Origin of the sequence: Gottfriedia sp. NPDC056225, assembly GCF_042267765.1 — a bacterium.
Taxonomy (GTDB): Bacteria; Bacillota; Bacilli; order Bacillales; family Bacillaceae_G; genus Gottfriedia.
Window position 1 is genome coordinate 1 of the sequence record NZ_JBHJTJ010000070.1, and the last position, 14,566, is coordinate 14,566.

General features: G+C 34.6%; 15 protein-coding genes, 1 tRNA gene, 1 rRNA gene, 1 other RNA gene and 1 other annotated feature. Of the genes, 14 read left to right on the forward strand and 4 right to left on the reverse strand.

The window, feature by feature from the left end:
* Positions 1–90: ribosomal RNA gene (rrf, locus tag ACFCYN_RS23305) — 5S ribosomal RNA — on the forward strand; the annotation flags it as partial.
* Positions 91–130: 40 nt separating this feature from the next.
* On the opposite strand, the gene ACFCYN_RS23310 is transcribed toward rrf, so the two are convergent.
* Positions 131–1,090, reverse strand: coding sequence for a YaaC family protein (locus ACFCYN_RS23310; protein WP_172446575.1), 960 nt, complete (start codon positions 1,088–1,090; stop codon positions 131–133).
* A gap of 116 nt (positions 1,091–1,206) precedes the next feature.
* On the opposite strand from ACFCYN_RS23310, the gene guaB reads away from it, so the two are divergent.
* The 6 genes from guaB to ACFCYN_RS23340 all read left to right on the forward strand — a co-directional run bounded on the left by guaB (position 1,207) and on the right by ACFCYN_RS23340 (position 7,797).
* Entirely contained in the window at positions 1,207–2,670 is a 1,464-nt protein-coding gene (gene guaB, locus ACFCYN_RS23315; protein WP_172446576.1) for an IMP dehydrogenase, read from the forward strand.
* 110 nt (positions 2,671–2,780) lie between these two features.
* Entirely contained in the window at positions 2,781–4,112 is a 1,332-nt protein-coding gene (locus ACFCYN_RS23320; RefSeq protein ID WP_375952142.1) for a D-alanyl-D-alanine carboxypeptidase family protein, read from the forward strand.
* A gap of 132 nt (positions 4,113–4,244) precedes the next feature.
* Positions 4,245–5,129 carry a pyridoxal 5'-phosphate synthase lyase subunit PdxS gene (gene pdxS / locus ACFCYN_RS23325; RefSeq protein WP_056471238.1) on the forward strand — a complete coding sequence of 295 codons (885 nt, stop codon included), beginning with the start codon at positions 4,245–4,247 and terminating at the stop codon, positions 5,127–5,129.
* A 9-nt stretch (positions 5,130–5,138) separates the two neighbouring features.
* Positions 5,139–5,729 (forward strand): pyridoxal 5'-phosphate synthase glutaminase subunit PdxT, encoded by a 591-nt coding sequence (gene pdxT, locus ACFCYN_RS23330; protein ID WP_375952160.1) that lies wholly within the window; start codon positions 5,139–5,141, stop codon positions 5,727–5,729.
* 50 nt (positions 5,730–5,779) lie between these two features.
* Positions 5,780–6,005 (forward strand) — a binding site (T-box leader).
* A gap of 66 nt (positions 6,006–6,071) precedes the next feature.
* Positions 6,072–7,346, forward strand: coding sequence for a serine--tRNA ligase (serS, locus tag ACFCYN_RS23335; protein WP_375952145.1), 1,275 nt, complete (start codon positions 6,072–6,074; stop codon positions 7,344–7,346).
* Positions 7,347–7,704: 358 nt separating this feature from the next.
* A tRNA-Ser gene (locus ACFCYN_RS23340) sits at positions 7,705–7,797 on the forward strand.
* A 194-nt stretch (positions 7,798–7,991) separates the two neighbouring features.
* Here the strand turns inward: ACFCYN_RS23340 and ACFCYN_RS23345 are convergent.
* The 3 genes from ACFCYN_RS23345 to ACFCYN_RS23355 form a co-directional block, all read right to left on the reverse strand.
* Positions 7,992–8,669 (reverse strand): deoxynucleoside kinase, encoded by a 678-nt coding sequence (locus tag ACFCYN_RS23345; protein WP_098121373.1) that lies wholly within the window; start codon positions 8,667–8,669, stop codon positions 7,992–7,994.
* Complete coding sequence (locus ACFCYN_RS23350; protein WP_172446578.1) at positions 8,666–9,307, reverse strand: deoxynucleoside kinase; 642 nt, start codon at positions 9,305–9,307, stop codon at positions 8,666–8,668. Before ACFCYN_RS23350 ends, ACFCYN_RS23345 begins: the two co-directional genes overlap by 4 nt.
* A gap of 110 nt (positions 9,308–9,417) precedes the next feature.
* Positions 9,418–10,008 (reverse strand): cysteine hydrolase family protein, encoded by a 591-nt coding sequence (locus ACFCYN_RS23355; protein ID WP_375952150.1) that lies wholly within the window; start codon positions 10,006–10,008, stop codon positions 9,418–9,420.
* 82 nt (positions 10,009–10,090) lie between these two features.
* On the opposite strand from ACFCYN_RS23355, the gene tadA reads away from it, so the two are divergent.
* The 7 genes from tadA (at position 10,091) to ACFCYN_RS23390 (ending at position 14,308) form a co-directional block, all read left to right on the forward strand.
* A complete protein-coding gene (gene tadA / locus ACFCYN_RS23360) occupies positions 10,091–10,564 on the forward strand; it encodes a tRNA adenosine(34) deaminase TadA (RefSeq protein WP_172446580.1) in 474 nt (157 codons plus the stop codon).
* Positions 10,565–10,647: 83 nt separating this feature from the next.
* Positions 10,648–10,912, forward strand: an RNA gene (gene ffs / locus ACFCYN_RS23365) — signal recognition particle sRNA large type.
* Between the two features lie 122 nt (positions 10,913–11,034).
* Entirely contained in the window at positions 11,035–12,723 is a 1,689-nt protein-coding gene (dnaX, locus tag ACFCYN_RS23370; RefSeq protein ID WP_375952154.1) for a DNA polymerase III subunit gamma/tau, read from the forward strand.
* Between the two features lie 22 nt (positions 12,724–12,745).
* Positions 12,746–13,072, forward strand: coding sequence for a YbaB/EbfC family nucleoid-associated protein (locus ACFCYN_RS23375; RefSeq protein ID WP_172446582.1), 327 nt, complete (start codon positions 12,746–12,748; stop codon positions 13,070–13,072).
* A gap of 12 nt (positions 13,073–13,084) precedes the next feature.
* A complete protein-coding gene (gene recR / locus ACFCYN_RS23380) occupies positions 13,085–13,681 on the forward strand; it encodes a recombination mediator RecR (protein ID WP_172446583.1) in 597 nt (198 codons plus the stop codon).
* A gap of 23 nt (positions 13,682–13,704) precedes the next feature.
* Positions 13,705–13,935, forward strand: coding sequence for a YaaL family protein (locus tag ACFCYN_RS23385; protein WP_098121366.1), 231 nt, complete (start codon positions 13,705–13,707; stop codon positions 13,933–13,935).
* A 109-nt stretch (positions 13,936–14,044) separates the two neighbouring features.
* The gene (locus ACFCYN_RS23390; protein WP_172446584.1) at positions 14,045–14,308 is read left to right on the forward strand and encodes a pro-sigmaK processing inhibitor BofA family protein; all 264 of its coding nucleotides are present in this window, start codon (positions 14,045–14,047) and stop codon (positions 14,306–14,308) included.
* The last annotated feature ends 258 nt before the right edge of the window (positions 14,309–14,566 follow it).

Here is a 14,566-nt window from a genome sequence, read left to right on the forward strand (position 1 = left end):
ACCCGTTCCCATACCGAACACGGCAGTTAAGCTCTTTTGCGTCGATGGTAGTTGGGGGTTTCCCCCTGTGAGAGTAGAACGTCGCCTGGTTAAAATAAAAACATCAGCTATTAGGCTGATGTTTTTTTGCTTATGTAGTTAAAAATTGATGGATTAAGTAAGGAATTTTTTGCTCAGTGGTAGCTAAAAATTGGTGTATTAAAGGATAATCGTCAGTAGAATATGTTTGTAAAAGCTCGCACCACCAATCAGTTTCATAGCGGCAGATCATACTTAAATTATAAAGAAGTAAATAATGGTAAAGAATTTCAGGTAATAATAAAAGCGCTTCCTTTTGAGATTTTAAGAAATAACTTTGGTTTAGTATATTAAAATAAAATGGTGCTTTGTTTAAAATTTTATCAGTAAAATTTGATTTAATTTTAATTTGCTTTTGATTCTGTTCAACAATTACAATATCTAATGAAGCTTGTTTAGATTTTAAAAATGAAATAAAACGCTCTGAAGTAAAATGATACGATGATAAAATTTGCTCTGGTATAGTGATTTCGTCATGTTCCACTGTAATTGGCAGAAATAAATTACCCTTTTTAGTGATTTTGAGGATTTTGGCTAATTCTGGTATAGATTGTAAAAGCTGCAGCATCGTAAATTTTTCGCTTTCCAAATTGTTTATATTAAATAAAACCTTTGAAGCATGAGTGAACAGTCCATTTTTTTGAATCTTAACTTCGTCATCAATAAAAGAATACCCTAACTTTTTTATTTTTCTTGAAGTTACACCGTGAGCTAAAATTGCGGTCGTACTTGGATATTCTGGATCTACTGTTAGTACACAAGCCTTTAATAGTTGTACAAGCCCATAAAATAACAAGGTAGGTTTTACATTAATTTGAGAGTTTTGAGCTGCATGAAAATAGCTTTTCCCATGCTCAATATAATACAAAAAAGGGTATGCATTATGAAAAGCTTTAGTTTTTTGATCTTTGAAATTAGTTCGTTCATATTTTGCCTGAAGATAGTTTTTCGAATATTGTACTGAGCTAAAGTAACATAGCTCGTCCCATACATTACTATACGAATATAACATAAGAGAGGAACTCCTTATTAACTGAATATTTAAACATAATTTGACTTCCTTGACAGTGTTTTATCCTATTGTTAATCTACTAATAATATTTATACGTGTATTAGGGGGGCTTTTTTATGTGGGAATCAAAATTCGTAAAAGAAGGACTTACTTTTGATGATGTTTTATTAGTTCCAGCCAAATCTGAAGTACTTCCAAATCAAGTTGATGTAAGTGTAAGATTAACGGAAAAAATTCAATTAAATATTCCATTAATCAGTGCAGGAATGGATACAGTTACAGAAGCAGAAATGGCTATTGCGATGGCTAGACAGGGTGGACTTGGTATCATTCACAAAAATATGTCTATCGAAGAACAAGCTGAGCAAGTAGATAAAGTAAAGCGTTCTGAAAGTGGCGTAATTGATGATCCATTTTTCTTAACACCATCTCATAAAGTAGCAGACGCTGAATATTTAATGGGTAAATACCGTATTTCAGGTGTACCTATCGTAGATGATACAGAAAATAGAAAATTAGTCGGTATATTAACAAATCGTGATTTACGTTTTATTCAAGATTACTCAATTGTTATTTCAGACGTTATGACAAAAGAAAATCTAGTGACAGCTCCTGTTGGGACAACACTTGCAGAAGCAGAACAAATTCTTCAAAAACATAAAATTGAAAAGTTACCCCTAGTTAATGAAGATGGCACATTAAAAGGCCTAATCACAATTAAGGACATTGAGAAAGTAATTGAGTTTCCAAACTCAGCAAAAGATCAACAAGGTCGCTTACTTGTAGGTGCAGCAGTAGGAGTTACAAAAGATGCTCTTCAACGAGTTGAGTTTTTAGTAAAAGCTAATGTTGATGTGATTGTAATTGATACAGCTCATGGTCATTCTAAGGGTGTTATTGAGAAAGTAAAAGAGATTAGAAGCAAGTTCCCAGAATTAGCAATAATCGCTGGAAATGTAGCAACTGGTGAAGCTACTAAGGAACTTATTGAAGCCGGTGCAGATATTGTAAAAGTTGGTATTGGACCAGGTTCAATCTGTACTACTCGTGTTGTAGCTGGAGTAGGTGTTCCTCAACTAACTGCAGTTTATGATTGTGCTTCTGTTGCTAGAGAATACGGAGTACCTATAATCGCAGATGGCGGTATTAAGTATTCTGGAGATATCGTAAAAGCTCTTGCAGCTGGTGGACATGTGGTTATGTTAGGAAGTATGTTTGCCGGTGTACAAGAAAGTCCTGGTGAGACAGAAATCTACCAAGGAAGACAATTTAAAGTATACCGTGGTATGGGTTCTGTAGGCGCAATGGAAAGAGGAAGTAAAGATCGTTATTTCCAAGAAGGAAATAAAAAACTAGTTCCTGAAGGTATTGAAGGTCGAGTTCCTTATAAAGGACCGTTAGCGGATACTGTACACCAATTAATCGGAGGAATAAGATCTGGTATGGGTTACTGTGGTACAGCTACATTAAAAGACTTAAGGGATAACGCACAGTTTATTCGTATGTCTGGTGCTGGATTACGCGAAAGTCATCCACATGATGTTCAAATAACAAAAGAAGCACCCAATTACTCATTATAATAATTAAAGCAATGAAACTTAGGGCAATTACAAGAAATTGTAGTTGCCTATTTTTTGGGAAATAATTGTGTTAAAATGAACAAGTTAAATTAAAGGTTGGAGGTAAGACAGTGTTTGGAAAGAATATACTAACGAAACTAATAGTAATAGCTTTAGCGATAACTATAATCATTCCTATGAATTTAAAGCCTGCTGCTGCTGAAGATGTTTTAGGCGTTCAAGCTAAGGCTGCGATTTTAGTCGATGCAAATTCAGGGAAAATATTATATGAAAAAAATTCAAATGCTCCACTACCGATTGCAAGTATGTCAAAAATGATGACTGAATATCTGGTTAATGAAGCGATTAAAAATGGCAAAATTTCGTGGGATGAGAAAGTAACAGTTTCTGAATATGCCCATAAAATCTCTCAAAATACAGGGTTATCAAACGTGCCTCTTGAATTGGGCGGTAAGTATACAGTACGTGAACTATACGAAGCAGCTGCTATTTACTCTGCAAATGGTGCGACAATTGCACTAGCAGAAAAAATTGGTGGATCTGAGAAAAACTTCGTACAATTAATGAACGATAAAGCAAAACAACTAGACTTAGGAGACGTTAAATTCGTTAATGCTACTGGTTTAGTAAATAAAGACTTACAAGGTATGCAACCAGAAGGAACTTCTCTAACTGATGAAAATATTATGTCAGCGAACGGTGTAGCAAAATTAGCTTATAATCTAATTAAAACTTATCCAGAAGTACTTCAAACATCTTCAATTCCAAAGAAAACATTCCAAGAAGGTGGAAAGTATCCAGTAAAAATGGATAACTGGAACTGGATGTTACCAGGATTAGTATTCGCTTATCCAGGTATGGATGGATTAAAAACGGGTTCTACAGATTCAGCTGGCTTCTGTTTCGCTGGAACTGCAAAAAGAAATGGTCAACGTTATATTACTGTTGTAATGGGAGCTAATTCATATAACTCTCGGTTTAGTGAAACTGCTAAATTAATGGATTATGGGTTCGGTAACTTTGATAAGACTACAATTGTTTCAAAAGGACAAACTGTAAAAGGTAATAAAACTGTTAAAGTAACTAAAGGTAAAGATAAAGAAGTAAAAGTAGTAGCAAAAGATGATATTACTTTAGCTATAAAACGTGGTGAAGCTAAAAACTACAAAGCCACTATCCAATTATCAGGTAAGGCAATCGATAAAAATGGAAATATTATTGCTCCAATTAAAAAAGGAACAAAGGTTGGAGAAATCGTAATTAAATCTTCAAAAGGTGATGACCTAGGTTATATCACTTCAAAAAATCAGTCATTTGATTTAGTAGCAGATAAGAGTGTTGATAAAGCTAACTGGTTTGTTCTATCCTTTAGAGGAATTGGATCATTTTTCGGTAATTTATGGGATAGTATCGTAGGCGGTATTGGTGGTTTATTTAAATAATTTTTATATTAATATATCAGTAATTGTTAAGTTGTCATTTTTTCAGTAAAATAAAGGTAAGGTAACTTTAACTAGGGGTAAAGAAATACTAAAATGTTACCAAGTAAGCTTTAATAATGGAGGGGCAAAACAATGAATTTAACAGGAACAGAACGTGTAAAACGCGGCATGGCAGAAATGCAAAAAGGCGGCGTAATTATGGATGTAGTAAATGCTGAACAAGCTAAAATAGCGGAAGCTGCTGGTGCAGTAGCAGTAATGGCATTAGAAAAAGTACCATCTGATATTCGTGCAGCTGGTGGAGTAGCTCGTATGGCTGATACAAGTATTACTGAGGAAATTCTTAACGCAGTTAGTATTCCTGTAATGGCTAAAGCTCGTATTGGACATATCGTTGAAGCACGCGTTTTAGAAGCTATGGGAGTAGATTACATCGATGAGAGTGAAGTATTATCTCCTGCAGATGATATCTTCCACATTAACAAATCAGATTACACTGTTCCATTCGTTTGTGGTTGCCGTAACTTAGGTGAAGCACTTCGTCGTATTGGTGAAGGTGCGTCTATGTTACGTACTAAAGGTGAGCCTGGTACTGGAAACATTGTAGAAGCAGTACGTCACTTACGCCAAATTAATGGTGAAATCCGTAAAGTAGTTGGTTTATCTCGTGATGAATTAATGGTTGAAGCTAAAAACCTTGGCGCTCCATTCGAATTATTACTTCAAATTAAAGAACTTGGTCGTTTACCTGTTGTTAACTTTGCAGCTGGTGGAGTAGCAACACCTGCAGACGCAGCTTTAATGATGGAATTAGGAGCAGACGGAGTATTCGTAGGTTCTGGTATCTTTAAATCTGAAAACCCTGAGAAATTTGCTCGTGCGATTGTACAAGCTACTACTCACTATCAAGATTATGAATTAATCGCTAACCTTTCTAAAAACTTAGGACCTGCTATGAAAGGTATCGACATGAGACAACTTGCTGCTGCTGATCGTATGCAAGATCGTAGCATTTAAGTTGGTGAAATTATGAAAATAGGTGTATTAGCGTTACAAGGTGCAGTTCAAGAACATATAAATGCAATTAAAGCATGTGGTGCTGAAGCTGTTATCGTGAAACGTGTAGAACATTTAGATGGACTTGATGGTATTGTATTACCTGGTGGAGAAAGTACTGCGATGCGTAGATTACTTGACCATATAGGATTATTACAACCCTTAAAAGAGAAAATCGAAAATGGTTTACCGGCATTCGGTACATGTGCGGGCATGATCTTACTTTCGAAAGAGATTGCAAATGATGACACGGTACATCTAGGTGTTATGGATATGGTAGCTGAACGTAATGCTTTCGGTAGACAAGTGGATAGCTTTGAAGTAAACATCCCAATTAAAGGTGTATGTGAAGATTATCCAGCTGTATTTATCAGAGCACCATTTATACGCTCCGTATCAGGTGATGCAGAGGTTATTGCAGAGCATGATGGTAATATTGTAGCAGTTAGACAAAATCACATGTTGGCAGCATCTTTCCATCCAGAATTAACAAATGATTACCGTTTTATGAGTTACTTTGCAGATATGGTTAAGGAAAAAAATGCAAATTTAAGTATGTAACTATTGAAAAAAGTAAAAGCTTATAGTAAATTATAATATAATTTAAATTGTCTAAAGCGATGAAAGAAAATAGTAACAAGTTCTAAATTTTTAGAGAGTCGGTGGCTGGTGTAAACCGATAATGAAGACTTGTGAATCCATTCTTGAGCGAGTTACGGAATGCTTTATAGCTAGTAAGTAACTCCGGTACTATAGTCCGTTAACTATACTAAGGTGGAAGGATTATTTATTAATTCTTCAATTAGGGTGGCAACGCGGGTAGCTCTCGTCCCTTTTATGGGATGAGGGCTTTTTTGTATTTTTTTTTATACTTTAGGCAATTAAGAATAGGAGGAATTGAATATGTTAGATATTAAATTATTACGTAGCAATTTTGAAGACGTTAAAGCCAAGCTTCAGTTACGTGGTGGAGATATAAGTTATATCGAAAAATTTGAAGACTTAGATCTAAACCGTAGAGAATTACTTGTTCAGGTGGAAGGGTTAAAAAGCCGCCGTAATGAGGTAAGCCAAGAAATTAGTGTATTAAAGCGTGAGAAGAAGGACGCTGAAGCGCTAATTGTTGAAATGAGAGAAGTTGGAGATAAAATTAAAGTTCTTGATGAAGAGATTAGAACATTAGAAGAGCAATTAGATGCAATTCTATTTACGATTCCTAACTTAGTTAGTGATTCAGTGCCAGTTGGATTAACTGAAGACGATAATATTGAAATTCGTAGAATAGGTGAAGTTCGTAAATTTGAATTCGAGCCAAAGGCACACTGGGATTTAGGTGTTGATCTAGATATTTTAGATTTCGAACGTGGAGCTAAAGTTACTGGTAGCCGATTTACTTTTTATAAAGGCTTAGGAGCTAGACTTGAACGTGCTCTTATCAGTTTCATGTTAGACCTTCATATTGAAGAACATGGTTATACAGAAATGTTACCACCTCAACTAGTAAATCGTGCAAGTATGATTGGTACAGGACAGCTTCCTAAATTTGAAGAAGATGCATTCCGTGTCGAGAAAGAAGACTTCTTCTTAGTACCAACAGCAGAAGTGCCTGTTACAAACTATCACCGTGATGAAATACTTGATGCTGCGCAACTGCCAATTGCCTATACTGCATACAGTGCTTGCTTCCGCTCTGAAGCAGGTTCAGCGGGACGAGACACACGAGGCTTAATTCGTCAGCACCAGTTTAATAAAGTTGAACTAGTTCGTTTCGTAAAACCTGAAGATTCTTATATTGAGTTAGAAAAATTAACATCTCAAGCTGAAAAAGTTCTTCAACTATTGGGATTACCTTATCGTGTAATTACTTTATGTGCTGGGGATATCGGATTTTCTTCTGCAAAAACTTATGACATTGAAGTTTGGTTACCAAGCTATGATGCATACAAAGAAATTTCTTCTTGCAGTAACTTTGAGGCATTCCAAGCAAGACGAGCTAATATTCGTTTCCGACGTGATCCAAAAGGAAAACCGGAATTTGTTCATACATTAAACGGATCTGGACTGGCGATTGGACGTACGGTTTCTGCTATCTTAGAAAACTACCAACAAGAAGACGGTTCAATCATTATTCCTGAAGTTCTTCGTCCATATATGGGCGGAAAAGAAGTTATTAAATAATTGAAAAAGCAGATGGTATGAAGGAACCTCACTCATCTGCTTTTTTTTATTTAGACAGTTTTAAAGTCTATTTCATAATTAGGTGTAGTCCATAATTCCATCCATTTTTTAATTGCGGTTATTAATATAACTACTTCTAAAATCAACATTATAATTCATATCTTTCTCCTTAAATAGTTTATATGAATTTAAATAGAAGTACAAAACATCTGTATATTACTTCTGTTCATTAGAGTGCATACGCCATATCAATAGAGGCCATATTATAATATGAAAGATGTTTTAAGTTTTTTTAAAAATTTTTACAAGAATGCTTGACCATACATTTTCCATATGTTATTATAAATCTTGTCAATACGGAGTAATACCCAAGTCTGGCTGAAGGGATCGGTCTTGAAAACCGACAGGGGTGTAACAGCCCGCGGGGGTTCGAATCCCTCTTACTCCTCCATTTTTTAAAATTAACAGAGTGCATATATATTGGAGATTGTCAGCTCGTTACATTTATTGTAACGAGTTTTTCGTTTATTTACTTTGAAATTTAATCGAGAGAATCAAAAAAAGCTGCGAATTAATTAATTCGCAGCTTTTATTTATATAGAATGGTCTTTCAAATTAGACTTGAAGTCTAAACAAAGCCATTCGTTATGATCTAGATTTCATATATTTTTGTGAATGACTTAGTACATTACCAATCTTCTTAATGATCTCTTCTACTGAAGATTCATTTTTAATTAAATCATACTCGCTAATACTTAAACGAAGTACAGGGCAAGCGTTAAAGTTATTAATCCAATTTTCATAACGTGAATTCATTTCTTTCCAATATTCGATTGGAGTTTGTTGCTCCATTGGACGTCCGCGCTCTTTAATTCTCTCTACCACTTCATCAAAAGTTCCTTCTAAATAAATTAATAAATCAGGAGCTGGGAAGTATGGTGACATAACCATCGCATCAAATAGACTAGTATATGTTTCGTAATCTACTTCGCTCATTGTTCCTTTTTCGTAATGCATCTTTGCAAAGATTCCAGTATCTTCGTAGATTGAACGATCTTGAATAAATCCACCACCGTATTCAAACATTCTTTTTTGTTCCTTGAATCTCTCTGCTAAGAAGTATATTTGTAAATGGAAGCTCCAACGAGCAAAATCTTGGTAAAACTTATCTAAGTAGGGGTTTGTGTCTACCTTTTCAAATGAGGTACGAAAGTTTAAGGCATCTGCAAGTGCATTTGTCATTGTAGATTTTCCTACACCTACTGTTCCGGCAATTGTAATAACTGCATCATTTCGTATTCCGTATTTTTCACGCAAATTCATATACTTCTTAGCTCCTTTTGTAAGGTGTTTTCTAACGATTCAAGTATCATCGTCAAATCTCTTGGATTATTAACGAAGTCTATTTGATCACCATCAAATTTTAGTACGGGAATCTCAGGATGATTAGCTTGAAATTCTTTTATGTGTATTTCATAATCCTCTATTAACTGAATTAAGTATTTGTCTTCGATTAATTGCTCAAATTCTCTACCTCGAAGTTCAATGCGCTTTTGCAGTGTCTCAAGACTGGCAGTTAAGTAAATAACGACATTTGGTTTTGGCATATCTTCAGTTAATATTTGATAAATTTTTAAATATTTTTCATGCTGCTGGTCTTTTAATGTTCTGCTAGCAAAAATTAAATTTTTAAGGATGTGGTAGTCTGCAACAACTGGAATCGATTTTTTAAGAAAAATTCGGTCTATATCTTCTAATTGCTTAAATCGATTACAAAGGAAAAACATTTCTGTTTGGAAACTCCACTCTTCAATGTCCGTATAAAACTTACCCAAAAAAGGATTTTCATCTACAATTTCTTTTAATAGTTCATAATGAAAATGCTCAGAGATCGCTTTGGATAGAGATGTTTTTCCGACACCTATAGGCCCTTCTACAGTTATAAAAGGTACATGTATCATCTCTTGTCCTCCTTACTAGTCAAATTCCGTATCATACTCAAAAAACATACAGAAACTATTTTAACATACTGAAGTCAGAGCGAATACCATTTTAAAAAATTTCCAATTAGCTACAATTTATTGTCCTTTAGATGGTCCAGGACTCCTTCTATTTCCTGCGAAAGAATAATTGTGGCATTTAAAATATCTTTCATCATGTAAATAGTAACAGATTCATCGTAATCAGTAACTGAGGAAATTGCATCTTGAGGTATAATTAAGTTATAATTCCGCATAAATGCGTCGTTTGCCGTAAAAAGTACACAACGATTACCAGCAACCCCTACAATAACTAAATGAGTGACTTTTAATTCATTTAGTAAATCTTCAAGTTTTGTTAAATAAAAGCCTGAATAGTTTGGTTTGAAGATGAAGTAATCTTCGTCACTTGGTGTTATATGACTTATTAGGTCGTAACTTAAAGGATTTATACAATACTCAATAAGCTTTTCAGGAGTAGGATTTTCGACTTTGTAATAGTCATTAACATATACAATAGGAAGTTTTTTATTTTTAAAAAGTTCTCTTAAGTAATTGATTTTTGGGATCATATGTAACGATTTTTCTAAAAGGATACTTCCATGTTTAAAAGTAAATGAGTTGATTAAATCGACAATTAATAGTGCAGGTAGTTGTTTGTTTTTTTGATTTGAAGAATTCAATCGACTTCACTCCAATCTATAATTAGTTTATCTACTCGCATAAAGAATATTTGTTACATAGAGAAATAAAGAGGTGTAAAGTTTGAATAAAGATGAGTTTTATATGAAGTTAGCTATAGATGAGGCGTCAAAAGCAGAGCAATTAGGTGAAGTACCTATTGGAGCAGTATTGGTTCATAATGATCAGGTTATTGCAAGAGGATATAATTTACGTGAAACGAAACAAACCGCTTTAGGTCATGCAGAAATAAGCGCAATTGAGGAAGCGTGTAAAGTAATTGAATCTTGGAGATTAGAGGAAACGACCCTTTATGTAACGTTGGAGCCATGTCCAATGTGCGCAGGAGCTATTATTCAATCTAGAATTCCAAGAGTAGTTTATGGTGCGAGAGATCCAAAGGCAGGGTGTGGAGGATCAATTTATAATCTTTTACAAGAGGATCGATTTAATCATCGTTGTGAAGTTGTTTCAGGAATATTAGAAGAAGAATGTGGAAAATTATTAACGGATTTCTTTAGGGAACTGCGTTTGAGAAAGAAAAATTTGCCTTCCTGAGGACAAGGATTGATTTTTTATTTAGGTTCGTATATACTTTAACTACCGCTTCAAACAGCGGTTTAAATTAGGTTGTAACTTTGCCGTGCTAGGTGGGGAGGTAGCGGTGCCCTGTACTCGCAATCCGCTCTAGCGAGACTGAATTCCACTCCGAGGTGTATCTATTTTAGGGTCTGCCTTAAATAAGTGGTGTTGACGTCTGGGTCCTACGCAACGAGAACTCATGAACCTTGTCAGGTCCGGAAGGAAGCAGCAATAAGTGAGCCATCTCGTGTGCCGTAGGGGTGCCTGGGCCGAGCTAACTGTTTAAGTAACGCCTGGGGTAGTGCATCGAAGAGTGGTGCACGGCAGTAACTTTATAAAAACTCACTCAATATTTGAGTGAGTTTTTTTGTTTTCTTTAAAATATTTTCCATCAAATCATTACATAGGGTATAATAATGATGACTTTGTAAGAAGGAGGAAATCAATTGACTTATCAAGCATTATATCGTTTGTGGAGACCGCAACAATTCAAAGATGTTGTGGGGCAAGACCATATTATACGAACGTTACAAAACTCCCTTCTTCAGCAAAAAGTGTCTCATGCTTATCTGTTAACTGGTCCTCGTGGAACCGGTAAAACAAGTACGGCTAAAATTTTTGCAAAAGCTTTAAATTGTGAACACGCACCTACTAATGAACCTTGTAATGAGTGTGCTATTTGTAAAGGAATTACTGATGGATCTATTTCAGATGTAATTGAAATAGATGCTGCATCAAATAATGGTGTAGATGAAATACGTGATATTCGAGAGAAAGTAAAATATGCTCCTTCTGTAGGGAAATTTAAAGTGTACATAATAGATGAGGTCCATATGTTATCAATAGGAGCTTTCAATGCATTATTAAAAACATTAGAAGAGCCTCCGAGTCACGTTATTTTTATATTGGCTACTACTGAACCACATAAAATACCTTTGACAATTCTATCGAGATGTCAACGTTTTGATTTTCATAAGATAAGCGCTCAAACGATTTCGGAGAGACTAACTGTTGTACTGAATCATCAGCAAACAATGATTGATCCGGAAGCATTAATGATGTTATCACGTGCAGCGGAAGGCGGAATGAGGGATGCACTTAGCATTCTTGACCAAGCTATATCGTATAGCGATGAATCGATATCGTTAAATGATGTTTTAGCTGTAACTGGCACAGTGGCTCAGGAACGTTTATTATCCGTTGTTTCAGCAATAATAGATGGTAATGTTTCAGTTTGTTTGACCAATATCGAAGAGTTATTAAATCAAGGGAAAGACCCGGTTCGGTTTATTGAAGATTTAACAGTTTATTATCGAGATATTCTATTATATAGGCACTCACCAAATACTGTAGAGTTACTTGAGAGAGCAACAGTGAGTGAGCAATTTAAAGAGATTTGTGATGCATATAATGATGAGTTGATCTATCAAATTATTGCTTCACTTAGTAAAAGTCAGCAAGAAATGAAGTGGACTAATCATCCGAGAGTTTTACTTGAAGTGGCTATTGTGCAGCTTTGTCAAAAGGCTTCTGTTAGCAGTATTGGAAAAAAACAAGATGAGCTGACGCCTTTAATTAATAAAATCAATGCCCTTGAAAAAGAAGTAAAATACTTAAAAGAAAATGGGATTACAGTTAGTGGGGCAGGTGAGCCTTCAGCTAATGCAAGACCAAAATCAACTGCTAGTCGTTCAAAAATACCTAGTAGCTTAGTACAAGGTGTATTAAGAGCGGCTTCTAAGCCAGAAAAAAATAAAGTTTTGGCTATTTGGTCTTCGCTGCAAGATCAATTAAGACAACAAAATAAAGTTTCCACTGCGACCTTAGTATCGTATGGTGAAGTTGTAGCTGCTTCTTCTGAACAATGTATTGTTGCTTTTAAATCAGAAACAATATGTGATTTAATTAATAATAATGGAGAGCAAGAACACTTAACTACAATCAACCAAACCTTATCTAGTATATTAGGTGCAGAAATGAGTATGTTAGCAATTCCCGAGGAAGATTGGAGATCGACTAGGGATTCATTTTTAAATACAACAAAACAGCAAGAAACTTCTAAATCAGAAGTTTCGCCAATTGTACAAGAAGCAATAAATCTTGTTGGTGAAGATTTGGTAATTATTAAAGAATAACTATATATTGGAGGAAATGAAAATGATGCGTGGCGGAATGGGTAATATGAATAATATGATGAAACAAATGCAGAAAATGCAAAAACAAATGGAACAAGCTCAAAATGAATTAAATGAGCGTACATTTGTTGGGACTGCTGGTGGCGGAATGGTAACTGTTACAGCTAATGGATTAAAACAAATTGTAGAAGTGAATATTAAAGAAGAAGTAGTAGATCCAGAAGATATCGAAATGCTTCAAGATTTAGTTTTAGCTGCAACTAATGATGCTCTTAAACAAATTGAAGATGCAACAGCTAAAACGATGGGGCAATTTACTAAAGGAATGAATATTCCAGGATTATTTTAGAGGATAAGACAGATGCATTATCCTGAACCGATATCCAAATTAATAGATAGTTTTATGAAATTGCCAGGGGTTGGTCCCAAAACGGCCGTTCGTCTGGCCTTTTTTATGTTAGATATGAAACAAGATGACGTATTAGATTTTGCGAAATCTATGATTGATGCAAAAAGAAAGTTATTATATTGTACCGAATGTGGCCATATTACTGACCAAGATCCTTGTTATATTTGTGGTGATCAGCATAGAGATCGCTCGACAATCTGTGTAGTTCAGGATACTAAAGATGTTATTGCCATGGAAAAGATGAGAGAATACCAAGGTTTATACCATGTACTTCATGGAGCGATTTCTCCTATGGAGGGAGTAGGACCAGAAGATATTAAGATCATGGAACTATTAAGCAGATTAAAAGATGATGTAGTTCAGGAAATTATTTTAGCTACCAACCCGAATATTGAGGGAGAAGCGACTGCTATGTATATTTCTAGGCTATTAAAATCTACGGGTATCAAAATTACTCGAATCGCACATGGTTTACCAGTAGGTGGAGACTTAGAATATGCAGATGAAGTTACACTCTCAAAAGCTTTAGAAGGTAGACGAGAAATTTAGAAATTGAATAATGGAGAGAGACCATGGGTTTTTTTCGTAAAAAAAACGGAAAGCTTCGAAAAGAATTTGATGAAAAGTTAGTAGATAAATTGCACAACTACAAAGACACTTATTTAAGTCAAGTAGAATTAATGGAAAGAAGTGTAGATCCTCCAGACGATCTATTAATCCATATTAAGATTTATCAGGCTAAATATTTCTTCTTACTAAAAGAAGCGAAGGCAAGAAATGTATTAATAACAAGAATGAAGTAGTTAAGAGAGGCTATTGTTAAACAATGGTCTCTTTTTTTGTCATTGATTTTAGATTATGCTCATACAATTTTAGTACAAGGTGTACAAGTTATATGAGGAGGAGTTTTTTGTGAACAGTATTATTATGATATCAGTTGGTTTATTTGTTATTTTATTTTTATTCTTAGTAGGACTACCAGTTAAAGCGTTAAAAAAGATAAGCAAATATGTATTAAGAGGCATCGTGTGCGTCATGATCGTCTTTATTTTAAACTACGCATTAGCTTCTAATAATTTTCATATTCCAATTAATACAGTTACTTGTGCGTTCTTAAGTATTGTGGGTGTACCTGGTATTGTAGCTTTGAGTGTTATTGGTATTTATTTAGTTTAAAAAATATAGAAAAAAGTTTTGTAAAAAGTGTTGACCATTTTTGAAGGGGATGTTATATTTATATACGTCGCTGATGGCGATAACAAAAAAAACAAAAAAACATTTGACAGATTTTGTCGATAATGTTAAACTAATTAAGTTGTTAAAAAAACAACGGAATGATCTTTGAAAACTAAACAAAACATGAAGTAAACGTCAATTATTAGTTTTTTGAGCAATACAAGATTTAAACTTAACTTTTATGGAGAGTTTGATCCT